Raw genomic sequence first — 25,588 nt, forward strand, 5'->3', positions numbered from 1 at the left:
ATGAGTGCTCAATGGATAGATGACAAACTGGAGAGCTCTGCACGCGTGCAGAACTCGATGAAGATAGAGCGCGAGGACCACAAGCTTGAAAAGCGTTTGTGCCGCGAAGTCGGCCGCGCGATTGTCGACTTCAACATGATTGAAGAAGGCGACAAGGTCATGGTCTGCGTCTCGGGCGGCAAGGACAGCTACGCCATGCTGGACATCCTGCTCAAGCTGCAAAAACGCGCGCCCATCAATTTCGAGCTGGTGGCGGTCAACCTGGACCAGAAACAGCCCGGCTTTCCCGAGCACGTCCTGCCCGAGTATTTAAGCAAGCTCGGTGTGCCCTTTCATATCGAAAACCAGGACACCTACAGCATCGTCACCCGCGTGATTCCCGAGGGCAAGACGCTTTGCTCGCTGTGCTCACGCCTGCGCCGCGGCATCCTCTACCGCGTGGCGGGCGAGCTGGGCTGCACCAAGGTTGCGCTGGGCCATCACCGCGACGACATGCTGCAGACGTTTTTCCTCAACATGTTTTTTGCCGCCAAGCTCAAGGGCATGCCGCCCAAGCTGGTGAGCGACGACGGCAAGAACATCGTGATCCGGCCCATGGCCTATGTTGCCGAAAAAGACCTGACGCGCTGGGCGCAGGTGCGTGACTTTCCCATCATCCCCTGCACGCTCTGCGGCAGCCAGGAAAACCTGCAGCGCAAGCAGGTCGGCAACATGCTGCGCGAGTGGGAGAAAAAACACCCGGGCCGGCTGGAGAACATGTTCTCCGCCCTGCAGAACATCGTGCCCTCGCACCTGATGGATAACAAACGCCACGACTTCAAAGGCATCAAGGCCACCGGTGTTGCCGACGCCGATGGCGACAAGGCTTTTGATGCGGAAGATTTCACTGAGCCGTCAATCCCTGGCCTGTCGGTGATTGCACTGAAGCCCCGCTAGTACTGCAACCTGGAAGTAGCGAAACAAAATGAAAACGATGGATTCGCGCTCAGGGCAAGGCGCAAGCCGCAGTGAAGGCCGTGCGCCTTCACAAGGGTTGCAACGCCGCCATGGGTGCGAAGACGCGTTTTCATGTTTCGATATTTTCGGGTTGCAGTACTAACCAGCCGAACAAGCCGGAGGCATCCATGAAACAGCCGCTAAAAACCATCTTCTTTTTAGCCTTTGTCAGCCTGGTGCTGACCGGCTGCTCAGGCATGCGTGTCGTTGACAGCGACGTCACCGCATTCACGGCCTGGACCTCCGCGCCGCCAGTGCCGGGCACGCCTTACCGTTTTGAACGCCTGCCCTCGCAGCAATCGGGCAACGCCCAGCAAGAGCGGCTGGAAAGCATAGCCAGCACCAGCCTGGCCAAGGTCGGTTTGGTGCTTGACCCGGCCAAGGCACGCTTCAGCGTGCAGATCAGTTTCAACACCCAGTACCTTGAGCGTTTTCCCGACGACGGTTTTCTGCTGGGCGGCCCCGGCGTGTTTATCGGTGCAGGCACCGGCGGCGGTGCCTTCGGTTTTGGCTTTCCGATGCGCTTTGGCGAACCCTACTACAAACGCGACCTGACCTTGCTGGTGCGCGAGCTGTCAACCCAGAAGGTGGTATTTGAAACCCGCGCCTTCCACGACGGCATTTGGGGCGACACCCTGGCCGTGCTGCCGGCCATGCTGGATGCCGCGCTGCTGGGTTTCCCCCAGCCGCCACCGGGAACACGGCGCATCAATGTTGAAATCCCGCGCTAACTGAACGCACGATATGACCATTTTTCAACAACTGAAATGGAGAGACAAAAGCGCAAACGCAGCGACCCAATTTTCCGACGGGCCGCCCCTAGGAAAATTAGCCCCCTCGGGGGGCAGCGTAGTACGCGAAGCGACAAGCGTGGGGGCAGCATTTTGACTGAACCAACGCGTATCATCGCCATCCGCCATGGTGAAACCGCCTGGAACGTGGACACCCGCATACAGGGCCATCTCGACATCCCGCTCAGCGCGACCGGCCGCAGGCAGGCCGACCGGCTGGGCGAGGCCTTGAAAGACGAGCCCATCAGGGCCATTTATGCCAGCGACCTCACGCGGGCCTGGGAAACCGCTCAATACGTGGCCCGTGCCTGCGGCATTGAGGTCACAAAGGAAGAAGGCTTGCGCGAGCGCGGCTTTGGCGACTTCGAAGGAAAAACTTTTGCCGAAATTGCGGAGCTGCTGCCCGAGCAATCGCAGCGCTGGCGCAAACGCGACCCGGAGTTTGCCCCGGCCGGTGGTGAATCACTGCTGGCGTTGCGCAGCCGGGTTGTCGGCGCGGCGGAACGGCTGGCCGCGCAGCATCCGGGCGAGCTGATTGCCATGGTCGGCCACGGCGGCGTGATGGACGTGCTCTACCGTGCGGCCACCCGGCTCGACATCCAGGCGCCGCGTACCTGGGCGCTGGGCAACGCGGCCATCAACCGCCTGCTCTGGACGCCCGAAGGTTTTACGCTGGTGGGCTGGGCGGATACGCAGCACCTGGATGACGACGCGCTGGACGAAACCAACGGCTGACGGCCACCGCCCCACAAGCGGATGAACGCGATGGACGCCCCACAAGACCTGATTGGCCGACCCGTCAATGCCATTGACACACCGGCACTGGTGGTGGACCTGGACGCGATGGACCGAAACCTGGCCACCATGGCCAGATTTGCGCAGCGGCACAAGGTCAGGCTGAGGCCGCACGCCAAAATGCACAAAAGCGCCGAGCTCGCCAAACTGCAGATGGCGGCCGGTGCGGTCGGCGTCTGCGTGCAAAAGACCTCCGAGGCTGAAGCCATGGTCGCCGGCGGCGTCTACAACGTCTTCATCAGCAATGAAGTGATCTCGCCGTTCAAGCTGGCACGCGTTGCTGCACTGACGCGGGCGGTCTTGCCCCATGAGGGGAAAATCGCCATCTGCGTGGACAGCATCGAGGGCATACGCCGCCTGGCCACCAGCATGAACGAGGCCCGTGTCGCCAGCGGCGTGGCCACGGCGATTGATGTTTTTATTGAAATCAACGTCGGTCAGAAGCGCTGCGGCGTCGAGCCGGGCACAGCTGCCGTGGCGCTGGCGCTGGAAATCCGCAAACACCCGGCGCTGAACTTTGCCGGCCTGCAGGCCTACCACGGCAAGGCGCAACACCTGCGCAGCCCGGCGGAACGGCGGGAAGCCATCACCGGCGCAATCAAGGCTGCGGCATTGACCCGCCAGCTGATTGAGGCCGAAGGCGTTTCGGTGGGACTGGTCACGGGTTCGGGTACCGGCACGGCAGCACTGGAGGGCGCCAGCGGGGTCTATGGCGAGTTGCAGGCCGGCTCCTACCTGTTCATGGACGCGGACTATGCAGCCAACCAGCTGGACCCGGCGCAGCCGCGGTTTGAGCATGCGCTGTTTGTGAAAACCCAGGTCATCAGCACCCACACGACCGGCGACCCTTATGTGGTCTGCGATGCCGGCCACAAAAGCCACGCGATTGACTCGGGCCTGCCCAAAGTCCACGCCTTCAGCAGCCGCAGCAAGCTTGAGTACTTCAATGGCGGTGATGAACACGGCATCCTCAGGCCTACAGCCGGCAGCACCCGTCTGCCCACCCTGGGCAGCCTGTTATGGCTGATTCCCGGTCACTGCGACCCGACCGTCAACCTGCACGACATGATGATTGGCGTGCGCGGCGGCCTGCTTAAAGGGGTGGTTGAGCGCGTCATCAGGGTTGATGCCAGAGGCGCACTGACCTGAGGCGCGCCAGAATCCGGAGATGACATCCAGCCAGATCATCGTCCTTGCCACCCCGGTTTTCCTGCTGCTGATCGCGATTGAATTCGCCTGGGGTTATCTCAAGGGCCGCAACACATACCGCCTGAACGATGCCGTCAACAGCCTCAGCCTGGGCATGCTGAACCAGCTCAGCGCGGTGTTCACGCGGCTGCTGCGGACCGGCATCTACACCGCGATTTATTCCTCGGTGGCATTGTTTCCCGACATCGAGTTCTGGAACCACTGGTACGGCTGGCTGCTGGCGCTGGTGTTTTACGACTTTTGTTATTACTGGCTGCACCGCGCCGGCCACGAAAGCGCGGTGTTCTGGGCGGCCCACGTGGTGCACCACCAAAGCCAGGACTACAACCTCTCGACCGCCCTGCGGCAAACCAGCAGCGGCGCCCTGCTCGGCTGGATTTTTTACATCCCCATGGCCGTGGCCGGCGTGCCGCCGCTGCTGTTTGGCATCGTCACGCTGATAGACCTGCTTTACCAGTTCTGGGTCCACACCGACCATGTGCGCAAGCTGGGCTGGTTTGACCGCTGGTTCTGCTCGCCGTCCAACCACCGCGTGCACCACGCGGTCAACGACCGCTACCTGGACCGCAACTACGGCGGCATTTTGATCATCTGGGACCGTCTGTTCGGCAGTTTCAGGGAAGAGGACGAAAAGTGTGTCTACGGCACACGCAGCCCGCTCAACAGCTGGGACCCGCTCTGGGCCAATGCCGAGGTGTACTGGAGCCTGCTCAAAGACAGCTGGCATGCCAAAAACTGGGCCGACAAATGTCGCGTCTGGGTCAAGCGGCCGGGCTGGCGGCCGGCCGACGTGGCGGCGCGGTTTCCCAAGCCGCCTTTTGACATCACCCAACTGGAAGTTTTTCACCCGCCCCTGAGCCGCACCGTGCGGTGGTTTGGCGCCCTGCAGTTTGGGCTGCTGTTGCTCGGCGTGATCGCCTATCTCTGGCATGCCGAGGCCATGGCCCCGGAACCGCGCGCGGTCTGGCTGCTGGCCCTGATGGCCGGCTTGTGGAGCGTGGGTGGCCTGCTGCAGGGCCGGCTGAGCATGCTGCAGGTCTTGCTGATAGAGTCCGCCGCCCTGGCCACAGCCAGCGCGGCGCTGGGCCTGACCGGACTGCACCACGTGATGAAACCCCTGGCCCTTCTGATTGCTATTGTTTTGGTAGCTAGCCGCGCGCGTCCACCGGCGGCCAAAGGCCGATTTGATGCTTTTCTTCTGGCCGCGCTGGCCGCCAGCCTGGCCGGGGACGTGTTGCTGATGTTCCCCGCTTACTTCATCCCCGGACTGCTGGCATTTCTGGTCGCCCACCTGTTTTTCATCGCGTTGTTCCACCAGGGCGTGGCCTGGTTTCCCAGCCGCCGCATCCTGGGGCTCACGCTGGCCGCGGGCCTGGCCATGTACGCTTTTTTATGGCCCCACCTGAGCCCGGTGCTCAAGGGCGCGGTGGCAGCCTATGTGCTCGTGATCGCCCTGATGGCTGCGCAAACCATGGGCCGCGCGCTGGTCTTGCGCGACAAGGCCTCGATCACCGTCGCCATCGGTGCCGGCTTTTTCATGCTGAGTGACGCCTTGCTGGCAACCAATCGTTTTGTGCAGCCCCTGCCGCTGGCACAGCTGTGGGTGCTGGGCACCTATTACGTGGCGCAAATCCTGATCGCCAGCCACGCCCGGCCGGTAGTTCCGTCAGGACACAAACAGGTCTAAACCACCGTCCTGCCGGTTGGCAGGCACCGTCACGCCCAGGTGCCGATAGGCCGCCAGCGTGGCAATCCGACCGCGCGGCGTGCGCTGCAGATAGCCCTGCTGGATCAGGTAGGGCTCTATCACGTCCTCAATCGTGCCCGACTCTTCGCCGATGCTGGCCGCAATGTTGTCCAGCCCGACCGGGCCGCCGTCAAAACGGTGGATCACGGCTTCGAGCAGCTTGCGGTCCATCACGTCAAAACCCTGCGGGTCCACATCCAGCATGGCCAGTGCCTTGTTGGCAATGTCCATCGTGATATGACCCTTGCCCTTGACATCCGCATAGTCGCGCACGCGGCGCAGCAGGCGGTTGGCGATACGGGGGGTACCGCGCGAGCGGCGTGCGATTTCATGGCCGCCCTCTTCGTCCATGGGCACGTTGAGCAGGCCGGCACTGCGCCTGACGATGCGGGTCAGGTCCTCGGCGGTATAAAACTCCAGCCGCGCCACGATGCCAAAACGGTCACGCAGCGGATTCGTCAGCATGCCGGCCCGCGTGGTGGCGCCCACCAGCGTGAAGGGCTGCAAATCCAGCTTGATGCTGCGCGCTGCGGGGCCTTCGCCGATCATGATGTCGATCTGGTAGTCCTCAAGCGCGGGATAAAGGATTTCCTCGACCACCGGACTCAGGCGATGGATCTCGTCGATAAACAGGACGTCGTTTTTTTCCAGGTTGGTCAGCAATGCCGCCAGGTCCTTGGGTTTCTCCAGCACCGGGCCCGAAGTCTGGCGCAGGTTCACACCGAGTTCGTGCGCAATGATGTGGGAGAGCGTGGTTTTGCCGAGGCCGGGCGGGCCGAACAGCAGCACATGGTCGAGCGCCTCGCTGCGCTTTTTGGCGGCTCCTATAAAAATCTCAAGTTGCTCGCGTACCTTGGCCTGGCCGACGTACTCGTCAAACAGCTTGGGCCGCAGGGCACGTTCAATCGCTTCTTCGCCGGGCGACGCGGGCGCTGCCGACATCACCCGCTTGGCAGGCGGCACACCGGACATGTCGAAATCGTCGGTTTGAATACTCATTTCGCCAATGCCTTCAAGGCCAGCTTGATGCCATCACTCACGCCGATGTCTTTGGGCAAGGCTTTCAACGCCAGCGCCGCATCGCGATCGCTGTAGCCCAGCGCCACCAGCGCCTGCAGGATGTCGGACTGGCTGTCGCTGCTGACATTGACATGTATGCCCATGTCGGCGCCCAGCTTGCCCTTGAGCTCCAGCAAAAGGCGTTCGGCTGTCTTTTTGCCTATGCCGGGCACCTTGATGATGCGGCCGGCCTCCTGGGTGGTCACGGCCTGGGCCAGGTCTTCCACGCTCATGCCGCTGAGCACGCTGAGTGCGGTGCGCGGACCCACGCCGGAGATCTTGATGAGCTGGCGGAAAGCGGCACGTTCGGCGTGACTACCGAAGCCATAGAGGATTTGTGCATCTTCCCGCACCACAAAATGCGTCAGCAGGCTGACTTTCTCACCCAGGGCCGGCAGGTTGTAAAAAGTACTCATGGGCACCAGCACCTCGTAGCCGACGCCGTTACAGTCCACCAGGATTTCCGGAGGATTTTTTTCGGCCAGCTGGCCAGCTACTCTTCCAATCATTTTTTTCCTGCCATGGGCAAATCTTATCAGCCGGGTACAAGCCGGGAATTAGGCGGACAATCCGGGTTTGCGATTCACTTTTCAGGAAAACCCCCGCCTTGATTCTTCGCCACACTTTCATGCCGCCCAACAATACCCGCATGGGCCATTTGTGTGGCCCTATGGACGTGCATATCCGCACCATAGAAGCGGGGCTTGACGTCACGATCGCGCACCGCTTTGAGCAGTTCAAGATCGACGGCACCAAGGTGCGGGCCACCCAGGCACTGGAAGTGTTGCAGGCGCTGTATGAAATGGCGCAGCGGCCCATCGCCGAAGAAACCGTGCAGCTCATGCTGGCGGGCGACACCGCTTTGAGCCGGGCGCCGGACGGCAGCATGGCCTTGTCCACCCGGCGCGCCGACCTGCGCGCCCGCACCACCAACCAGGGCACCTACCTGGAGAACATCGCCACGCACGACATCACCTTCGGCATAGGCCCGGCCGGCACCGGTAAAACCTACCTGGCGGTGGCTTGCGCTGTCGACGCGCTGGAGCGTAGCGCGGTGCAACGCATTGTGCTGACACGCCCGGCGGTGGAAGCCGGCGAGCGGCTGGGCTTTTTGCCGGGCGACCTGAGCCAGAAGGTGGACCCCTACCTGCGCCCGCTCTACGACGCCCTGCATGAGCTGATGGGATTTGAGCGCGTCCAAAAAGCCTTTGAACGCCAGCAGATCGAAATTGCGCCGCTGGCCTTCATGCGCGGCCGCACCCTGAACCACTCCTTTGTCATCCTGGACGAGGCACAAAACACCACGCCCGAGCAAATGAAGATGTTCTTGACCCGCATTGGTTTTGGCAGCAAGGCCGTGGTGACGGGCGACGTCAGCCAGGTCGACTTGCCGCGCACGCAGCTCAGCGGCCTGGTGGATGCCGAGCGGGTGCTCAAACGCGTCAAGGGCATTGCCATCACCCGCCTGACCAGCTCGGATGTGGTCCGGCATCCGCTGGTGGCACGCATTGTGGATGCTTATGACAAGACGCAAAGCGGCCCCGCCGGTCTGGACGATCCGGTCGACGCTATCGAATCGATAGCTGGTCCCGCTCGTAAATCAAGCGCCAGGAGCAGAAATGGCTCTTAAAAACCTGCAACTGTCGCTGCAGTTCGGCAATTTGAAAGACGCCGCCCGGCACCGCGCAGCCCTGCCGCGCCACAGCGTGACACGCTGGATACGCCACGCGCTGGAGAACGACGCCGAGATCACCGTGCGTATCGTGGACGCCGAAGAAGGCCAGGCGCTGAACCGCGACTACCGGCAAAAAGATTACGCCACCAACGTGCTGACCTTTGACTACACACAAGAACCCGTCGTCACCGCCGACCTGGTGCTCTGCGCGCCTGTCGTGGCCAAAGAGGCCAAAGAAAACAAAAAAACCTTGCAAGCCCATTACGCGCATTTGCTGGTGCACGGCACCCTGCATGCGCAGGGCTACGATCACGAAACCAGCCAGCAGGATGCCGAAGAAATGGAAGCACTGGAGACCAGGGTGCTGGCGGGACTTGGTTTCAGGAACCCGTATTAAACGCAACCCATCACAAACCCAAAGGACAGAGGCCATGCACACGCACCACCAACACCTGTTCAAAACAGACCTGAGCAAGCTGCGCCCCACCCAGATCACGGTGGGCTATGCAGAGGTCCAGGAAAAACGTGGCCTGTGGAGCGGTATGGGCAAAACCCAGCGCAAGCAGTTTCTGGACAACCACTGGTTTCCCGCCGTGCGTGGCCCGAACGACAACTTCTACATCGTCGACCACCACCACCTGGGGCTGGCGCTGCTGGAGGAAGGCGTGAGCCAGAGTTTTGTCGTGCTGCTCAAGGACCTGAGCCTGCTGTCCAAGGACGAGTTCTGGACGGTGATGGACCACCACCAGTGGGTTCACCCCTACGATGCGCGCGGCCGCCGCCGCACCGTGGCGGACCTGCCTAGGGCGCTGGACCAATTGACGGACGATCCCTATCGCAGCCTGGCAGGTGAGGTACGCCACGCCGGCGGCTTCCCCAAGGATGCCACGCCCTTCGCCGAGTTCCTGTGGGCCGATTTTTTCCGCCGCCGCATCAGTGCCAAACAGATAAAGCGTGATGCAGATGCAGGACTGCAACAGGCGCTCACGCTGTGCCATAGCCCTGAAGCCGCGCACCTGCCGGGCTGGTCGGGTGCTGCAGCGCCGCTCGCCGTCTAGGCGCATCACGTATTTTTGTGGACACAGCCCCGCCAGCATCAACGCGAAGTGCCTGGTGGCCTGACATGCTGGCGGGCGTCTCGGTGGCGGGTGTACTGCTGCCCGAGTCCGTGGCCTATGCCGCGATTGCCGGTGTGGAACCCATGCACGCCCTGCTGGCCGCCTTGATCGGCTTGTGCCTCTACCCCTTGTTCGGGACCAGCCGCTTCGCAGTGGTGGCGCCCACATCGTCCGCAGCAGCGGTATTCGCCTCGGCGGCGGCGACAGGCGGCCCGGTCATGGGCTATACGCTGGTCAGCCTGACCGGGGCACTGTTCCTGGTTGCTGCCGCAATGCGCGCGGGCTTTCTGGGGGCCTTCATATCGCGTCCGGTACTGCGCGGCTTTGCCTGGGCATTGGCCGTGACCATCATGCTCAAGCAGGTGCCGCAGCTCATGGGCGTACACGCCAGCGGCGCCCAGTTCGGTCCGCTGGCATGGAGCCTGCTCACCGAAGCGCCCCATACCCACCTGCCCAGCCTGGCGCTGGGCGCGGCAGCGCTGCTGCTGTGGCTGGGGCTATACCACGGGGTACAGCGCTGGCTGTTCCTGCCCATCTCCCTGGTGGTACTGGCACTGGGCGTCGCGGTGTCGGTCGGCCTGGGCCTCGGAGCGCATGGCGTGGCACTGGTTGGAGACATCAACTGGCAGGCGCTGTCCTGGAGCCTGCCCCGCATGAGTACCGAACACTGGCTACGCGCCATGGAAATCGCACCAGCACTTCTCCTGATCCTGTTTGCCGAGTCCTGGGGTTCGGTGCGCTCGCTGGCCCTGCAGAACGGTGACAAGGTCGATGCCAACCGTGAGCTGCTGGCCCTGGGCGCAGCCAATGTTGCCAGCGGCATGATGCAGGGCCTGCCTGTGGGGGCAGGTTTCTCGGCGGCATCGGCCAACCACGCCGCCGGCGGCCACAGCAAATGGGCGGGCATCGCCGCTGCACTGGCGCTGGCGCTGCTGTTGTGGCTGGCCCGGCCATGGATAGCGCTGCTACCCGTGCCAGTGCTGGCCGCCGTGGTGGTCGGTATTCTTTCGCACAACCTGTGGCCGCGTGCGGTATTGGCCAGCCTGCATCTGGGCGGGGACGCGTGGCTGGCGGGGGCGGCCGCGCTGGGCGTCTTGCTGTTCGGCGTGCTGTTTGGCATGCTGCTGGCCGTGGGCCTGTCGCTGCTGCTGGCCATGCGGCGCTTTGCGCAGCCGATTGTCACGGAACTCGGCCAATTACCCGGAACGCGCGATTACATTGATCAGGCACGCCACGCCAATGCCGCGCGGGTGGCAGGCACCCTGATCATGCGCCCCGAAGAACCCCTGTTCTTTGCCAATGCGGAGCGCATATTCCAGGTGGTGCGCCAGCGCGCCGATGCCTGTGCAGCCCGCGCAGTCGTACTCAGCCTGGAGGTATGCGATGACCTTGACAGCACGGCGGTCGAAGCGCTCGGGGAATTCGTCGTCGGGCTGAACCGGCAAGGGGTCTCGGTCCTGCTGGCACGCGTCAAGGACAGGCCGCGCGAGGCGCTTTTGCGCTCAGGTCTCGCCGAGAACGCCGGGGGGGGCGTTTCATTGTTCTGGAGCGTGGATGATGCCGTGAATGCCATACCGGCAAAAACGGCTACGCCACACTGACTGGAATCGTCACCGGCCCGTCATTGACCAGGTGCACCTGCATGTCGGCCGCAAACTGGCCAGTCTGCACCACGGGATGGGCCAAGCGTGCCTGCGCCACAAAGTAGTCATACAGCCGGCGCCCTTCATCCGGTGCTGCAGCGCTGGTGAAGCTGGGCCGGTTGCCGCCCGACACATCGGCGGCCAGGGTGAACTGACTCACAATGAGCAGGCCGCCATTCAGCCCCTGACCGTCCAGATCCTGCACACTGCGGTTCATCTTGCCGGCTTCGTCTGAAAAAATCCGCAACTTCAGGATTTTGGCGAGCAACTTGTCGGCCTGCAGCTCGCTGTCGCCACGTTCAGCGCAAACAAGCACCAGCAGACCCTGGCCGATCTGGCCGACCGTGGCATCCGCAACCACCACACGGGCCCCGGTGACCCGTTGCAAAACAGCCTTCATATCCAGGCGCTCAGTCCGTCACGCCCGCCGCCACAAACAGCGGCTTGCCAACCGGCCCGGAAAGAAAGCTGACAAATTGCTGCGCCAGCGCCTGCTGTTTGCCTGAGGCCAGCGGTGCGGCGATGTACGAGGTGTAGTTCTGCACCTCGGCCGGCACGGGGCCGGCGAATTTCAGGCCCTTGCCCTGGTAAAGGAAGATTTCAGTGATGGCGCCAAAGCCGATTTCACTGCCCTTGCCTTTGATGACGTGCTCCATCACGGCAGCGCCGTCGGGATAGCGCGTTGTCTTGCCCTCAACCTGTGCATACACATCCATTTTTTTGAGCAACCCCTCCAGGTACAGACCCGTCGATGCACGGTTAAAGACCAGCGAATCCGCAGCAAGCACCGAGCGTTTGAGCGCCTCGGCATTTGAGACATCCGGCACCGCTGCGCCTTCGCGCACGGCCACACCCATGCCGACACGGCCTACATTGGCGCGCGTTTCAGCCAGCTTGCTGGCGGCAGCAAACTCACCAATGACGGCGGGCGGCGCAATCACCACGTCAAATGCCGGATTGCCATCCATGCGCTTGCGCAACTCCGGTGCCGTGTTGAAGGTGATCTTCGCGACATGCCCGGTCTGCTTTTCAAACGCGCTTGCGGCGGCTTTCAGGCCGGGCTCAATGGCGCCGGCACTGAGTACCCGGATGTCCTCGGCAAATGCAGTGCCCACCAGACCGGCTGCCAGCAATGCGCCAGCCAGCACATGGCGAAGACGTGAAATGTGATTCATGGGAAATTCCTCAAAGAGACCCGGGGGTGGAAGAAGGATTCTGCCAAATACCGCATGCGCCACCTGAACGCCGTATCAGATCAGGTCCGCCTCATCGCCAAAATGCGGTTCCACATCGCTGGGCAGCAACTGCACATTGGCGCGCAGGCCGGGCACAGCACTCATCAGGGCCTGCTCGACGCTGGTACGCACGGCCGCAGCGCGTCCCAGGGACCAGCTGGCCGGCATGTGCATGTGCAGTTCCACAAAACGGCGCTGGCCGGACCGGCGCGTGGTCAGGTGGTCAAAACGGATGGTGGGGTGCCTGAATTCTTCCAGCGTTTTGTCAATCTCGGCCAGCACTTCAGGCTCCAGGGCTCCGTCCATCAGGCCCTGCGACGAGCGCCACATCAGTTGAAAGCCTTCCCACAGGATGTTCAGCGCCACACCAATGGCCACCAACGCATCAAGCCACAGCCAGCCCGTCAGGGCCACGGCGCCAATGCCGACCACAACACCGGCCGAAGTCCAGACATCGGTAATCAGGTGCCTGGCATCAGCCTCCAGCGCGATGGAGCGATACGTTTTGGCAGAGCGAAACATCACCCAGGCCAGCAAACCATTGAGTGCCGAGCTGACAACGGACAGGGCCAGCCCCCATCCCACCTGTTGCAGGGGCTGGGGGTTGAATACCCGGTGCCCCGCCGCCCAGATGATGGCGGCTGCGGCTGCAATGATCAGCGCCCCCTCGAAGCCGGATGAAAAATACTCGGCCTTGTGATGGCCATAGGGGTGGTCGTCATCGGCAGGCCGTTCGGCAATGGTGACCATGGCAAGGCCAAACAGGGCGCTGGCCAGGTTGACAAACGACTCCATCGCATCGGACAGCAGCCCGATCGAATCCGTGATGTACCAGGCGCCCGTTTTGAGCACGATAGTGACAATTGCCACAAACACGGAAGCCTTGAGCATGCGCTTCGGTGTCCAGAATGACCAGGTAAATAGGCTCATGTAGACATTTTGGTGACTCAAGTCACAAACAACAAGGAAAATCCTTGCAACATTCTCTCCAATAAAGGCTATGTCTATAAGATCTTCATACACATAAGGACAAGAAGGTCACCATGAAAAACAAATACAGGCCGATATCTGCCGGACTCGCATGCTTGTGCCTGTGCGCCAGCGTATTCGCGCAAGATGCAAACACGCCACCCGTGCAAGCCATTGACACGCCAGTCCCTGCCGCCGCGCCGCTGGCAGCCTACGCAGGATTTTTGAAGTCGGTACGCGGCGATGTACAACTGCTTGATGCGGGCGGTGCCGCCCGGCCCGCACACGCAGGCGAACAGGTACAGCCCACCGACCGCATTGTGACGGGTGCCGGCGCCGCCGCCAGCCTGGTGCTTCGCGACGGCACCGTCATCGTTGTCGGCCCAACGTCCCGGCTGGACCTCAAGACCTTCAAGTTTGACGCAACCACGCAAGAGGGCAACCTGCTGGTCGCCCTGCTGCAGGGCTCGATGCGCATGGTGACCGGGCTGATCGGCAAAGCCCATCCCGAAACCGTGCGTATAGAAACAAAATCAGCTTATGTCGGTATTCGCGGTACCGACTTCATCGTCCAGGCGGACCCGCTGCCATGACCCGTCAACGACCTTCATTTTCCACCCTTGTCCTTCTGGCCGGACTCGGTCTATTGCTCGCGGCATGCAGCTCGCCCGGTACCCGTGTCGTGCTGCTGCCGCAAGACAACGGCCAGCCCTCGGCGGTGGAAGTCCACGCCAGCGGCGGCGAACAGGTGCTGTCCAAACCCTACCAGCGTGCCATCGCGCTGGCCAGCGCCACCGGCGCGCCCCGGGTCGACGAGGTGGACCCGGCCAGGGTCAGGGCCGAAAACCAGAGCCTGTTCGACTTGCGGCCACCAAAGCCGGAACGTTACGTCGTGCACTTTGGTGTGGGCGGCATCCTGGTCACACCCGCATCACAACAAGTCATGGATGCGGCCCTCGCGAACGCCCTGGCACGCAGTGGCGGCGACATCGTGATCACGGGCCACACCGACACCGTGGGACCAGGTCCGCTCAACGATGAGCTGTCACGCCTTCGCGCCCTGGAGGTGCGGCAGATGTTCATTGACCGGGGGTTTCCCGCCGAGCGGATTGAGGCCACCGGGCGAGGCGAACGCGAGCTTGCGGTCACCACGCCCGATGAGATTGAGGAGCCGCTCAACCGGCGCGTGGTTATCGAGGTTCGATGAGAAAAAGGGGGGTGATCCCCGTGCAACCTGCGCGAGCAGCTATCAAAAATGAAGCAGGCCAGCTGCGTACAACAGCTCTGGCACGGAGCGCCTGACAAATCTGGCCGGCCACCATGCAAAAATGCGGCATGCTGAACATGCTGCAACGTCGCTGGCCATGGGTCCTGGCCTGGTGCCTCATCACGGCCCTGGGGTGTATGTTGCTGGGGCGCCTTGCGCTCCTGCAGTTGCGCGAGGCGTTTGAAACCGACATGCGAATTGCCCACCGCCTGCTCAGCCAGCGTGTGGTGCAACATGACGCCGTGATGGCCACGCTGGCCCTGCTGCAGCCCCAACGCGATGCTTCGCAGTCTGCCCAGCCCGAGCAGCGGCTGGGTTCGGTCTACCCGCAAATCCTTTCTGTGCAACGGCGCGACCCCGGTACCTCCTGGCCGCAGGACAGCCTGCGCCTCGCCGAAGAAAAATCACGCCAAAGCCACCACGCCGAACTGGCTGATGTTGACTTCAACACAGGCCGCTACCAGTTGGTGCTGGGCGCCGACCCCACCAGCCATGCCTTGCTGATTGACCTGCGCAGCACCGTGCCCTGGAGCGAATGGCCCATGCAGCCCGAGCAAAGCCCGGTGCGTGTCAGCCTGGACTATGGCGGCCAGAGTTTCCTGCTTCAACCCGGACACCTCGCCGGGACCGGCTGGCGTTTTGACTTTCACAAACACCTGGCTACCGACAGCCAGCCTTTTGACGTGGTGGCCCTGCGCCAGGTGGGCTGGCCTGAATTGCCCTGGGGCGAAATGCTGGCCTGGGCCGTGCTGGTTGCGGTCCTGCTGGGCGCCTGGATGGCGGTGCTGCGCCAGCGCACAGCGCGCCGCCGTGCCGAAGAATTGTTGCGCCTGGGCCAGGTCGCGCGCTTGAATTCACTGGGTGAACTCGCCGCCGGCATGGCCCATGAACTGAACCAGCCGCTGACCGCCGTGCTGGCCAACACCCAGGCCGCCAGCCGCCTGCTGGATGAAGACCCGCCCGAACTGGGCACTGCGCGCGTCGCGATGACACAAGCGGTGGAGCAGGCCAGGCGGGCGTCCGGGGTGGTGGGACGACTGCGCCGCGTCATCGAGCGACCGGAACTGGCTGGCGAAGTGCGGCCGGTACTGCTGCAGGAAACCGTGCGCAATGCGCTCTACCTGCTGGAACCCGAATTCAGGCGCCGCAACGTCATGCTGCCTGAGATCGAATCCGATGGCCAGCCGGGCGCGGTCCTCGCGGACCCGGTGGCGCTGGAGCAGGTCATCCACAACCTGCTGATGAACGCATTGCAATCGCTGGAGCAGGTGGCCGCGCCCCAACGCCAACTCACGCTGACGCTGCGCGAGGACTCACACCATGGCATCTTGAGCCTGCGCGACAGCGGCCCCGGCATCCCGCCTGAACTGCTGGCGCGGATTTTTGAACCCTTCTTCACAACCCGGACTGGCGGCCTGGGTCTGGGCCTGAGCTTGTGCGAGACCCTGGTCAGCAACATGGGCGGCACGCTGAGCGCCCACAACATCACACCGCAAGGCGCCGAATTCCGCCTGAGCCTGCCGTTGGCGGCTACGTCCGCAGGAGCCACGCCATGAGCGAAACAAACGCAACTGCGGCCACACTGTCCCCTCTCATCCACCTGATCGACGACGACGAAGCCGTGCGCAGCAGCCTGGCCCTGCTGATTGGCACCGTGGGTTTGCGTGTGCAGCCCTGGGCCGATCCGCAGGCCTTCGTACATGGGTTTGACCGGCAAACCATAGGCGCAATCGTGCTGGACGTGCGTATGCCCGGCGTAAGCGGCTTGAGCACCCTCGACACATTGATCAGCCAGGGCGTGGACCAGCCCATCATCATGCTGACCGGCCACGGCACGGTGGAGATGTGCCGCCGCGCCTTCAAGGCCGGGGCCGCGGAGTTTCTGGAAAAACCGGTGAACGACGAACAACTGCTGGAAGCACTGCAAAACGCCGTGCGCCAGCATGTCCAGTCGCGTGAACGGAACAAGATCGACCAGCATGCACAAGCGCGCTTTGCCCAGTTGACCGAGCGCGAGCGCGAGGTATTGGGCCTGATCGTCGCCGGGCTGACCAACAAGGAAATCGGCCGAGCGCTGGATGTTTCGCCACGCACAGTGGAAACCCACCGCGCCAACCTGTTTTCAAAACTTGAAGCCGAGTCGCTGGCGCAGCTCATACGACATTACGCATCGCTTGTCGATGCAGACTCCAAGCCTGCAGCGTAGCCACTCCGTAGTTCTACGGAGCCCGTCGCGTAGCCCTACGAATGGGCAAAGGTGTCGCCATTTTTTAAAGTTCTCCCACGGTTGATTGAACCGTTTCACAAAGAATTGATGGAGAACACCATGCGCAACGTTATCAAGGTTTCCGCTCTTGCCCTGTCCCTCGTGGCCGCAGCCGCCAGTGCCCAGTCGGTTCGTACCGAGAAAAACATGTCTCTCGAACTGGCCAACCAGATCGCAGCAGCCAGCGTTGCCGCTTGTGCTGCCAACGGCTATGCCGTGGGCGTCACCGTGGTGGACCGCGCCGGCACCGTGCGCGCAGTGCAGCGTGCTGACAATGCCGGCCCGCACACCCTGGGTGCCAGCCTGCAAAAAGCCTTCACCTCGGCCTCCGCCAAAAACACCACGCAGGCGATGATGGAAGGCGCACAAAAGAACCCGGCTGCAGCCAACCTGGTCAACATCCCCGGCTATCTGCTGCTGGGCGGTGGCGTGCCGGTCAAGGTGGGCAATGAAGTAATCGGTGCCGTAGGTATAGGCGGCGCGCCAGGCGGCCACCTCGACGAAGCCTGCGCAATGGCTGCGCTCGACAAGGTCAAGGACCAGCTCAAGTAAGCACCAGGCATCCACAAGGAGAACACCATGCGCAGGACCTTTTTTTACCCATTGCGACATCTTGCAGCAGCTGCCGCAATTGGCTTTGCGGCGGTAACAGGCGGTCCTGCCATGGCCCAGACAGCGCCCGGCGCATCTGAAGCGGCGGCCTACACGGGCCTGCATGCTGCGGCTCAAAAAGGCGACGTGGCCAAGATCGAAAGGCTTGCCGCAACCAGGGCCGACCTCAATACACGCGACGGCAATGGCCGCACGCCTATACATGTTGCGGCCTTTGCAAAACAGCGCGACGCGATCCGTGCGCTGGCCAGGGCCGGCGCCGACATCAACCTGCTGGACAAGGACCGCTACGACGGCGTGACGATTGCATCGGTTGCCGATGATGAAGAAACCCTGCGCGTGCTGCTCGCTTCGGGCGCCAGCGCGAAACTGGTGACCAGCCGCTATGACGGCACCGCGCTGATTGCGGCTGCACACCTGGGCCACGACGGCGTGGTGAAACAGCTGATCGCCGCCGGCGCACCGCTTGACCACGTGAACAACCTGCACTGGACGGCTGCGATCGAATCCATCGTGCTGAGCAATGGTGGGCCGCGCCACCAGGAGAGCCTGCGTGCACTGATCGCCGCAGGCGCGAACCTCCAGCTCAGCGACCGGCAAGGCAACACGCCGCTGCAACTTGCAAAGTCGCGCGGCTACCGCGAGATGGTGCAGATGCTTGAGCAGGCAGGAGCCCGCTAAGGGTTGTTACCGGGGCGGCCGCCTTATGGCGCCGCTACGATGACTTGCGCGCACCACCACGGCTGCGTGCTATTCAAACAACCCTGAGGAGACAACAACATGAAAACCCACAAACGCGGCATAACCTTGGTGATCGGCGGCCTGCTCGCCCTGGCGGCCGGCGGCCTTTTTGCGCAGGCCTCAGGCCTGACACGCGTCATGGTCGGCAAGGCAGATGTGTCGGTGCCCGGCCGCGAAGCGGTGGTGGCCCGCGTTGAAGTCGCGCCCGGCGCCAAGGCCGGCCGCCACACACACCCCGGTGATGAGATCAGCTATGTGATGGAAGGCGAAGCCACACTGCTTGTCGACGGCCAGCCGCCAAAGCAGGTCAAGGCCGGTGAGTCATTTGTGGTGCCCGCAGGCGTGGTGCATGACGCCCACAACAATGGATCCAGCCCCATCAAGCTGGTCGGTGTGTATGTCGTTGAGAAGGGCAAACCGCTGGCAACGCCTGCGCCCTGAGCATAGGGCCGGGGACCAGTTGCATTGGTGAGATGCTCACCAATGCCCTGCCAGACTGAGGTTCAGAAAATTTGAACCTCGTCAAAAGCCCTCACCAGCCGCAGTGATGCCGCCGGTTATCGTCAGCGAGTCGACCGTGCCATGCAGTTCAAGCGGGTTGACGCCAGGGCCGTGGGTGGTCAGGCCACCCGCAATACTGACCTCGCGCGCCCAGGCACCAGGCTTGAAACTCAGGGCAATAGCCGAAAGCTTGACCACCACGCCCTTGACCAGCGAGTCACCGGTGCCCCCAAAAGTTTCGATGCCGCGGTGCACCACAATGCTGCCCACCGGCTGGCTGATCTGCATGCCCACAGCCCCATCGGCATGGGTGACCACGCGGTCAAACTCGGCCGAATGCACCGTGCCGGCATACACGTTGTAACCACGCGAGCCCTGGCCAAAGGTTTCTATGGGGGCGTTGACCACCAGCTCGTTGACCGTGCCGAAGTTGACAAACCCAATGCCGCTGGGGCCGTAGGAGGTGATCTTGTCTTCGGCCACCCAGTTGTCCACCGAGCCCCAGTTGTCCAGGACCATATCGTTCTGTCCGTAGGTGGTCACCGGACCCAGGTTGTGCACGCTGTCCACGAAAGCACCATAAACGGTGAACACGCCACCGGAGATACAGTTGGCCACGCCCGGCGCAATGCCACCATGGCTATAAACTGCACCGGTTTCCAGCAGGCTGACAACCATACGGCCGCCCACGTCACCCGCACCGCTGACAAAAATGCCACTGCCATGCACGGGCGCACCGGCGCGGCCCGCCGACAGCCCCGTCAGCTCTGCGGTGATGATGACGGCTTTGTCGGTCTGCTGGTTCCACAGCGTGAAGGCTCCGGGAATCACCTCCACCCCAAAACCCGCGGGTCGCACGTCGTAACCACGCGCATCGGCGGCCACAATGTCCACATCATGCGCCTCGACATGGCCGCCCCTCACCTTGTCACGCGCCAGCAGCAGTACCACGCCATGCACGACCAGGTTTTGCAGCAAAAGACGGCCCAGTTGATCAACGCTGGTGTCATTGAAGACAGCCCATTTGTCGATGTCCGTCACCAGTTCCAGGTTGTCCACGCTGTTGTCAATCGACAGCTGGAGCCCATGCTGGCCCGCGGCAAAACGCAGCGTGGTTTGCGGGTCCGCGCCTGTCAGGGTCTGGCCGGGCGACAGGCGCAGCGAGGGCACATCGGCCAGGCTTTCGGTCAGGGTGATGTGGCGGACACTGGCGTCCGCTGTAGCTGCCTGTAAGGCGGCCGTGGTGGAAACCTGGCGATGTGGCTTGGTCATGGCAAAGACTCCATATCCCGGGCGCGGTGCTGGCAGCCCCGGTTAAACCCGAGTTTTGCCAGCCAGTATGAACCTTTTCTGCGGCTTATTTATGAAATCGTCACGCGCGCAAACTTGCGTTTGCCCACCTGTACGACATAAGTACCGGCATTCAACTTCAGCGCCTTGTCACTCACCACGCTTGAATCCACGCGAACGCCGCCGCCCTCGATCAGGCGGGTGGCCTCGCTGCCCGAAGGCGCAAGGCCCGCTGCCTTGAGCAGCGCGCCTATGCCCAGGGGTGCGCCAGATACGGACACATCCGGAATCTCATCAGGCACCCCGCCCTTGCTGCGGTTGATGAAGTCCTGCTCGGCCGCATCGGCGGCCGCTGCGCTGTGAAAACGCGCCGTGATTTCCTTTGCAAGCGCAACCTTGGCGTCTTTCGGATTACGCCCGCCGTCAACCTCGGCTTTCAGCGCGGCGATATCCGCTTCACTTTTGAAAGACAAAAGCGTGTACCACTTCCACATCAGCACATCGGAGATCGACAACACCTTGGCAAACATGGTGTTGGGCTCTTCGGAAATGCCTATGTAGTTGTTCTTGCTTTTGGACATCTTGTCCACGCCGTCCAGGCCTTCCAGCAATGGCATGGTCAGGATGCACTGCGGTTCCTGGCCGTATTCCTGCTGCAGATGCCGGCCCATGAGCAGGTTGAACTTCTGGTCGGTACCGCCCAGTTCCAGGTCGCTTTTAAGCGCGACAGAGTCATAACCCTGCATCAGCGGGTACAAAAACTCATGCACGCTGATGGGCGTGCCGGCCTTGAAACGGTCATTGAAGTCGTTGCGCTCCATCATGCGCGCCACCGTGTAGCGGGACGCCAGCTGGATCATGCCGGTGGCGCCCAGGGGTTCGCTCCACTCGCTGTTGTAGCGAATTTCGGTTTTGGCCGGGTCCAGCACCAGGCTGGCCTGCCGGTAATAGGTTTCCGCATTGACCTTGATCTGCTCGGGGGTCAGCGGCGGACGGGTCGCGTTGCGGCCGGACGGATCTCCAATCAGCGAGGTGAAATCACCGATCAGGAAAATCACCTGGTGCCCCAGATCCTGCAACTGGCGCATCTTGTTGAGCACCACCGTGTGGCCGATATGGATGTCCGGTGCGGTCGGGTCCAGCCCCAATTTGATGCGCAGGGGCACACCGGTGGCTTCGCTGCGGGCGAGTTTTTTGACCCAGTCGTCCTGGGGGATTAACTCTTCGCAACCCCGCAAAGAGACGGCCAGGGCCATCTTTACACGGTCAGTTACCGGGAAATTTGTAACAAGCTCTTGATTCATAAGGGTTTTTCACATGTCGGGGTATTGTCCGACAGATATACTTGGGGCTCTCCTGCATCAGAGCGCCATTTTAGTGGGCGGGCAACCTGGCTTAAGAGTTGCTAAGAAATGGCCGTGTCAGGAACGGAATTTTTGAATCGGATCAACCCGGCCCCCAAGGCAATCACGGCCGGGCTGGCCACCGAAGCTTTTAGATACAGCAGTTGCGCCAATACCGGCCTGAAGCCAGGGTCTGGTGGTGCGATGCCTCAAGTTGGGAATTTGTTTTGCGTCTGTCCACCCTATCCCGCATAGTTACCGCCCTTATTGATAACCTTCGCCGCCACCCCAAACGGGTGACCGGCAGCCTTGCCGCCCTGTTACTGGGCACCGGTGTCACGGCATTTGGTGTAGCCCCTATGGCCCCTGACGCCTCCGACCTGCCCGTCCGCCAGGTAATGGAAGCCGTTGAAGCCCTGCCTACCCAGCCGCAAACCGACATACTGAGCGATTTCCGCTTCAACCTGTTTCGCACCGAAAGCACGCGCAGCAGCGACACCGCTGATACCCTGCTCAAACGCCTGAACATCGACGACACAGCCGCAGCCGCCTTTTTGCGCACAGACAGCAATGCAAGGCTGGTACTGACAGGCCGACCCGGTAAAAACGTCACCGTTGAAGCCAGCGACAGCCAGCAACTGCTCAAGCTCAGCATGCGCTGGCCCACCGACGACGAAACACAATTCAAACGCCTGGTGATCGAGCGCACCACCACGGGCCTCGTCTCACGTGTTGAAACTGCACCTTATGTCAGCTCCAACCGGCTGGCCAGCGGCAGCATCCAGACCTCGCTGTTCGCCGCTACCGACGAAGCACGCATTCCCGACGGCGTGGCCGTGCAGCTAGCGGAAATTTTCTCCAGCGACGTTGATTTCCGCCGCGCCTTGCGCAAGGGCGACCGCTTTAACGTGGTGTACGAGACCCTCGAAGCCGATGGCGAGGCGCTGCGCACCGGCCGCGTGCTGTCGGCTGAATTCGTCAATGCCGGCAAGGCCTACCAGGCCATGTGGTTCCAGCCTCCGGGCGTGGACGCGACGGGTGCTGCGCACAAAGGCGGCTATTACACGCTGGATGGTCAGAGCCTGCGCCGCGCCTTCCTGAGCTCGCCCGTCGAGTTCTCGCGCATCAGCAGCGGTTTTTCGATGCGTTTTCACCCCATCCTGCAAAAATGGCGCGCCCACCTGGGTACCGACTTTGCAGCCGCAACCGGCACACCGGCACGTGCCGTCGGTGACGGTGTGGTTGAGTTCTCCGGCGTGCAGAACGGCTATGGCAACGTGGTTTTCATCAAACACCGCAACGGCCAGGAAACCGTTTACGCCCACCTCAGCAAGCTGATGGTGCAAAAGGGACAGAACGTCAGCCAGGGCCAGACCATTGGCCTGGTGGGCTCAACCGGCTGGGCGACCGGCCCACACCTGCACTTTGAAGTGCGCGTGAATGGCACCCAGCAGGACCCCATGACCATGGCAAGGCAAAGCGAGACGATTCCTCTCTCGGCCGCGGCCATGCCCGCCTTCAAGCAACTGGCCCAGAACGCCAGGATCGAGTTGCAGGCGGCTACCACCATAGGCCAGACCCGGGCGGAATAAACGATCTGTCCGGACCTGTCAAAAAAAGCGCTCCTGATGGGCGCTTTTTTTATGCCGGTCCGTGCGGCAAAATGCGCATATGTCCGATCTTTACATTGGCCTGATGTCAGGCACTTCACTGGACGGCGCCGATGGTGTTTTGCTTGATTTCTCAGCAGCCGGATTGCGTGTCGTGGCGGCGGCGAGCGAACCTTTTACCCAACACTTTCGCACCGAGCTGCTGGCGCTCAACACCCCTTCTGGCAACGAGCTGCACCGTGCAGCCCTGGCCGGCAACGAGTTGGCGACGGTGTATGCAAAGGTCGTGAGCGCCCTGCTCGCCAAAGCGGCGCCACAAGGCGTCCTGCCCTCCCAGATCAGCGCCATAGGCGCACATGGCCAGACCGTCAGGCATCAGCCGCCAACCAGTCCCGGCGCGCCCAAAGGCTCAGGCTACACCCTCCAGCTCAACAACCCCGCACTGCTGGCCGAGCTGACCGGCATTGATGTGGTGGCCGACTTCCGCAGCCGCGATGTGGCGGCAGGCGGCCAGGGTGCGCCGCTGGTGCCGGCCTTTCACCAAAGCATTTTTGGCCAGTTGAACAGCATGGTCGCAGTGCTGAACCTGGGTGGCATTTCCAACCTCAGCGTGCTGCCGCCCGCTGGCACGGCACCCGTGCTGGGTTTTGACTGCGGGCCGGGCAATGCGCTGATGGACGCGTGGTGCCAGCAGCACACCGGCCAGCCTTTTGATGCCGGTGGCGCCTGGGCCGCCAATGGAAAGCTGGTGCCCGCGTTGCTGGCCAGCCTGCTGGATGAACCCTACTTTTCCAAACATCCACCCAAAAGCACAGGCCGGGATCTTTTCAGCATGCAGTGGTTGGCCGGAAAACTTGCCCCCTTTGCAGCGGAGCGCCCCGAGGACATCCAGAATACATTGGCAGAATTCACTGCCAGCGCTTGTATAACGGGCGCAACCAGCTATGCAAAAGATAGCAAAGAGCTGATCGTCTGCGGTGGCGGCGCGTTTAACCTGCACCTGATGCAGCGACTGCAGGCGGGTTTGCCATCGCTGAGGGTGTCTTCTTCAGAGGCCCATGGCCTGCCGCCCCTGCAGGTTGAAGCGGCAGCCTTTGCGTGGCTGGCACGCCAGGCCGTCCTGCGGCAGCCCGGCAACCTCGCCAGTGTGACGGGTGCGGCCGGTCCGCGGGTGCTGGGCGCCATTTACCCGGCGTGAAACACGCCTAACCCTGGCCGGCAGCCTCGGCGGACTCAGCCTTTTTGACCACCCGCACCTCCGGCGAAAGCTGCCAGAAAATCCCTGCAGAGGCGAGCGTCATCAGGCCCATGCAGGCAAAGGTCGCCTGAAATGAATGCAGTGTCTGCAGCGCCTCAGCATTGCCGAAAAAGCCGGTAAAGGCCGCCAGCACGGCACCTGCCGCCGCGACACCCATGCTCATAGCCAGCATCTGCACCATGGACAGCAGGCTATTGCCACTGCTGGCCATGCTGCCATCCAGGTCGCGCAGGGTGACCGTGTTCATGGCGGTGAACTGCATGGAGTTGACTGCACCGAACAGGCCCAGCTGCAGTATGTGCAGCCACAAGGGCTGGGAAGGCGCAACAAAGGCAAAGCTTGCCATCGCCAGCCCCACCAGCATGGTGTTGGTGACCAGCACCTTGCGGTAGCCGTATCGCGTGATCAGCGGTGTCGCAAAGCGTTTGACCAGCATGCTCGCCATGGCCACCGGCACCATCATCATGCCGGCCTGCATGGGCGAATAACCCAGGCTGAGCTGCAGCAGCAGGGGCACCAGAAAGGGCATGCAGGAGCTGCCCAGGCGCGAGAAAAGGTTGCCCAACAAACCAATGCTGAGTGTGGGAACGGAAAAAAGATGCGGTGAAAAAAGCGGGTCCGGCCGCTTGGCCGCGTGCAGCCAGTAGGCCGCCAGGCTGGCCATGCCGAACACCAGCAAAACCAGCACACTGGCCTGCTTGAGGCCCAGCCCCGACAAACCGTCCACTGCCAGCGATATAGACACCATGCCAAACGCCAGCATCAGGTAACCCGCCAGGTCAAAGCGCGGCGTGTCCGGCCGGGGGTTGTCCTCCATGTAAAACACCGTGGCCACACAACCGAGCAGGCCGACCGGGATATTGATGAGAAACACCCAATGCCAGGTGGCCACTTCGACCAGCCAGCCGCCCAGCGTGGGGCCGATCATCGGGCCGACAAGGCCGGGAATCGCAATAAAACTCATGGCCTGCAGGAAACGCTCGCGCGGATAGGCCCGCAGCACCGCCAGCCGCCCCACCGGCAGCAACATGGCACCGCCCATGCCCTGCACCACACGCGCAGCCACCAGTTGGCTCAGGTTGCCCGACAGCGCGCAGGCAATGGAGCCGATCACAAACAGCGAGATGGCCGCCATGTACACCCGCCGGGCGCCAAAACGATCGGCAACCCAGCCGGAGGCGGGAATCAGCATGGCCATGGTCAGGGAATACGCCACCACCACCGACTGCATGCGCAGCGGGCTTTCACCAAAACTTTTGGCCATGGCCGGCAAGGCCGTGTTGACGATGGTGGCATCCAGCGTCTGCATGAAAAACCCTATGGCGACCAGCCAAAGCAACATGCGCAGTGATTTTTCGTCGGTTTGGGAGGCCATCGGCATTTTTCCAATACTCAGGTCTTGCGCTGATATGCGGGGCTCAGACAACAAAAAGCCGCCTCAGGGGCGGCTTTCAGGACAGGTC

General features: G+C 62.3%; 26 protein-coding genes. 18 read left to right on the plus strand and 8 right to left on the minus strand.

Annotated features, from left to right (window positions below; all coding sequences use genetic code 11):
* From ttcA to ACFQND_RS00155, 5 genes are all read left to right on the plus strand, one after another.
* Window positions 1-936: a tRNA 2-thiocytidine(32) synthetase TtcA gene (gene ttcA, locus ACFQND_RS00135; protein WP_371434759.1), complete on the plus strand. Its 936-nt coding sequence runs from the start codon at window positions 1-3 to the stop codon at window positions 934-936.
* Window positions 937-1,124: 188 nt separating this feature from the next.
* Window positions 1,125-1,727, plus strand: coding sequence for a DUF4136 domain-containing protein (locus ACFQND_RS00140; protein ID WP_371434758.1), 603 nt, complete (start codon window positions 1,125-1,127; stop codon window positions 1,725-1,727).
* Between the two features lie 153 nt (window positions 1,728-1,880).
* The gene (locus ACFQND_RS00145; RefSeq protein ID WP_371434757.1) at window positions 1,881-2,522 is read left to right on the plus strand and encodes a histidine phosphatase family protein; all 642 of its coding nucleotides are present in this window, start codon (window positions 1,881-1,883) and stop codon (window positions 2,520-2,522) included.
* A 30-nt stretch (window positions 2,523-2,552) separates the two neighbouring features.
* Window positions 2,553-3,731, plus strand: coding sequence for a DSD1 family PLP-dependent enzyme (locus ACFQND_RS00150; RefSeq protein WP_371434756.1), 1,179 nt, complete (start codon window positions 2,553-2,555; stop codon window positions 3,729-3,731).
* 19 nt (window positions 3,732-3,750) lie between these two features.
* Window positions 3,751-5,478 (plus strand): lysoplasmalogenase family protein, encoded by a 1,728-nt coding sequence (locus ACFQND_RS00155; protein WP_371434755.1) that lies wholly within the window; start codon window positions 3,751-3,753, stop codon window positions 5,476-5,478.
* On the opposite strand, the gene ruvB is transcribed toward ACFQND_RS00155, so the two are convergent.
* Both ruvB and ruvA read right to left on the minus strand, forming a co-directional pair.
* On the minus strand, window positions 5,458-6,537 hold the full coding sequence (gene ruvB / locus ACFQND_RS00160) for a Holliday junction branch migration DNA helicase RuvB (RefSeq protein WP_371434754.1): 1,080 nt from the start codon (window positions 6,535-6,537) through the stop codon (window positions 5,458-5,460). The two genes, ACFQND_RS00155 and ruvB, sit on opposite strands and share 21 nt — an antisense overlap.
* A complete protein-coding gene (ruvA, locus tag ACFQND_RS00165; protein ID WP_371434753.1) occupies window positions 6,534-7,106 on the minus strand; it encodes a Holliday junction branch migration protein RuvA in 573 nt (190 codons plus the stop codon). The genes ruvB and ruvA overlap by 4 nt, the downstream gene beginning before the upstream one ends.
* Window positions 7,107-7,204: 98 nt before the next feature.
* Here ruvA and ACFQND_RS00170 point away from each other — a divergent pair, with 98 nt between their 5' ends.
* The 4 genes from ACFQND_RS00170 to ACFQND_RS00185 all read left to right on the plus strand — a co-directional run bounded on the left by ACFQND_RS00170 (window position 7,205) and on the right by ACFQND_RS00185 (window position 10,991).
* Complete coding sequence (locus ACFQND_RS00170; protein WP_371434752.1) at window positions 7,205-8,227, plus strand: PhoH family protein; 1,023 nt, start codon at window positions 7,205-7,207, stop codon at window positions 8,225-8,227.
* Window positions 8,217-8,669 carry an rRNA maturation RNase YbeY gene (ybeY, locus tag ACFQND_RS00175; protein WP_371434751.1) on the plus strand — a complete coding sequence of 151 codons (453 nt, stop codon included), beginning with the start codon at window positions 8,217-8,219 and terminating at the stop codon, window positions 8,667-8,669. The genes ACFQND_RS00170 and ybeY overlap by 11 nt, the downstream gene beginning before the upstream one ends.
* 34 nt (window positions 8,670-8,703) lie before the next feature.
* Window positions 8,704-9,330: a ParB-like protein gene (locus ACFQND_RS00180; RefSeq protein ID WP_371434750.1), complete on the plus strand. Its 627-nt coding sequence runs from the start codon at window positions 8,704-8,706 to the stop codon at window positions 9,328-9,330.
* 65 nt (window positions 9,331-9,395) lie between these two features.
* The gene (locus ACFQND_RS00185) at window positions 9,396-10,991 is read left to right on the plus strand and encodes a SulP family inorganic anion transporter (protein WP_371434749.1); all 1,596 of its coding nucleotides are present in this window, start codon (window positions 9,396-9,398) and stop codon (window positions 10,989-10,991) included.
* On the opposite strand, the gene dtd is transcribed toward ACFQND_RS00185, so the two are convergent.
* The 3 genes from dtd to ACFQND_RS00200 all read right to left on the minus strand — a co-directional run bounded on the left by dtd (window position 10,978) and on the right by ACFQND_RS00200 (window position 13,198).
* The gene (dtd, locus tag ACFQND_RS00190; RefSeq protein ID WP_371434748.1) at window positions 10,978-11,433 is read right to left on the minus strand and encodes a D-aminoacyl-tRNA deacylase; all 456 of its coding nucleotides are present in this window, start codon (window positions 11,431-11,433) and stop codon (window positions 10,978-10,980) included. The genes ACFQND_RS00185 and dtd overlap by 14 nt on opposite strands.
* A 10-nt stretch (window positions 11,434-11,443) precedes the next feature.
* Window positions 11,444-12,208, minus strand: coding sequence for a substrate-binding domain-containing protein (locus tag ACFQND_RS00195; RefSeq protein WP_371434747.1), 765 nt, complete (start codon window positions 12,206-12,208; stop codon window positions 11,444-11,446).
* Between the two features lie 75 nt (window positions 12,209-12,283).
* Window positions 12,284-13,198, minus strand: a complete 915-nt coding sequence (locus ACFQND_RS00200; RefSeq protein ID WP_371434746.1) for a cation diffusion facilitator family transporter — start codon at window positions 13,196-13,198, stop codon at window positions 12,284-12,286.
* A gap of 113 nt (window positions 13,199-13,311) precedes the next feature.
* Between ACFQND_RS00200 and ACFQND_RS00205 the strand changes: the two genes are divergently transcribed.
* The 7 genes from ACFQND_RS00205 to ACFQND_RS00235 all read left to right on the plus strand — a co-directional run bounded on the left by ACFQND_RS00205 (window position 13,312) and on the right by ACFQND_RS00235 (window position 18,564).
* On the plus strand, window positions 13,312-13,830 hold the full coding sequence (locus ACFQND_RS00205; RefSeq protein ID WP_371434745.1) for a FecR family protein: 519 nt from the start codon (window positions 13,312-13,314) through the stop codon (window positions 13,828-13,830).
* Window positions 13,827-14,444: an OmpA family protein gene (locus ACFQND_RS00210; protein ID WP_371434744.1), complete on the plus strand. Its 618-nt coding sequence runs from the start codon at window positions 13,827-13,829 to the stop codon at window positions 14,442-14,444. Before ACFQND_RS00205 ends, ACFQND_RS00210 begins: the two co-directional genes overlap by 4 nt.
* Before the next feature lie 113 nt (window positions 14,445-14,557).
* Complete coding sequence (locus ACFQND_RS00215) at window positions 14,558-16,060, plus strand: sensor histidine kinase (RefSeq protein ID WP_449301342.1); 1,503 nt, start codon at window positions 14,558-14,560, stop codon at window positions 16,058-16,060.
* Window positions 16,057-16,710, plus strand: coding sequence for a response regulator transcription factor (locus ACFQND_RS00220; protein ID WP_371434743.1), 654 nt, complete (start codon window positions 16,057-16,059; stop codon window positions 16,708-16,710). The genes ACFQND_RS00215 and ACFQND_RS00220 overlap by 4 nt, the downstream gene beginning before the upstream one ends.
* A 120-nt stretch (window positions 16,711-16,830) precedes the next feature.
* Window positions 16,831-17,322 (plus strand): GlcG/HbpS family heme-binding protein, encoded by a 492-nt coding sequence (locus ACFQND_RS00225; RefSeq protein ID WP_371434742.1) that lies wholly within the window; start codon window positions 16,831-16,833, stop codon window positions 17,320-17,322.
* Window positions 17,323-17,349: 27 nt separating this feature from the next.
* A complete protein-coding gene (locus tag ACFQND_RS00230) occupies window positions 17,350-18,063 on the plus strand; it encodes an ankyrin repeat domain-containing protein (protein WP_371434741.1) in 714 nt (237 codons plus the stop codon).
* A 99-nt stretch (window positions 18,064-18,162) separates the two neighbouring features.
* Window positions 18,163-18,564: a cupin domain-containing protein gene (locus tag ACFQND_RS00235; RefSeq protein ID WP_371434740.1), complete on the plus strand. Its 402-nt coding sequence runs from the start codon at window positions 18,163-18,165 to the stop codon at window positions 18,562-18,564.
* Window positions 18,565-18,645: 81 nt separating this feature from the next.
* On the opposite strand, the gene ACFQND_RS00240 is transcribed toward ACFQND_RS00235, so the two are convergent.
* Both ACFQND_RS00240 and tyrS read right to left on the minus strand, forming a co-directional pair.
* Window positions 18,646-19,896, minus strand: coding sequence for a hypothetical protein (locus tag ACFQND_RS00240; RefSeq protein WP_371434739.1), 1,251 nt, complete (start codon window positions 19,894-19,896; stop codon window positions 18,646-18,648).
* An 89-nt stretch (window positions 19,897-19,985) separates the two neighbouring features.
* Complete coding sequence (gene tyrS, locus ACFQND_RS00245) at window positions 19,986-21,218, minus strand: tyrosine--tRNA ligase (RefSeq protein WP_371434738.1); 1,233 nt, start codon at window positions 21,216-21,218, stop codon at window positions 19,986-19,988.
* Window positions 21,219-21,616: 398 nt separating this feature from the next.
* On the opposite strand from tyrS, the gene ACFQND_RS00250 reads away from it, so the two are divergent.
* A complete protein-coding gene (locus tag ACFQND_RS00250) occupies window positions 21,617-22,849 on the plus strand; it encodes a M23 family metallopeptidase (RefSeq protein WP_371434737.1) in 1,233 nt (410 codons plus the stop codon).
* A gap of 79 nt (window positions 22,850-22,928) precedes the next feature.
* Window positions 22,929-24,065 (plus strand): anhydro-N-acetylmuramic acid kinase, encoded by a 1,137-nt coding sequence (locus ACFQND_RS00255; protein ID WP_371434736.1) that lies wholly within the window; start codon window positions 22,929-22,931, stop codon window positions 24,063-24,065.
* A 7-nt stretch (window positions 24,066-24,072) separates the two neighbouring features.
* On the opposite strand, the gene mdtD is transcribed toward ACFQND_RS00255, so the two are convergent.
* The gene (mdtD, locus tag ACFQND_RS00260; RefSeq protein ID WP_371434735.1) at window positions 24,073-25,506 is read right to left on the minus strand and encodes a multidrug transporter subunit MdtD; all 1,434 of its coding nucleotides are present in this window, start codon (window positions 25,504-25,506) and stop codon (window positions 24,073-24,075) included.
* Between the last annotated feature and the right edge of the window lie 82 nt (window positions 25,507-25,588).

Origin of the sequence: Polaromonas aquatica (assembly GCF_042659145.1) — a bacterium.
GTDB classification, from domain to species: Bacteria; Pseudomonadota; Gammaproteobacteria; order Burkholderiales; family Burkholderiaceae_C; genus Polaromonas; species Polaromonas aquatica.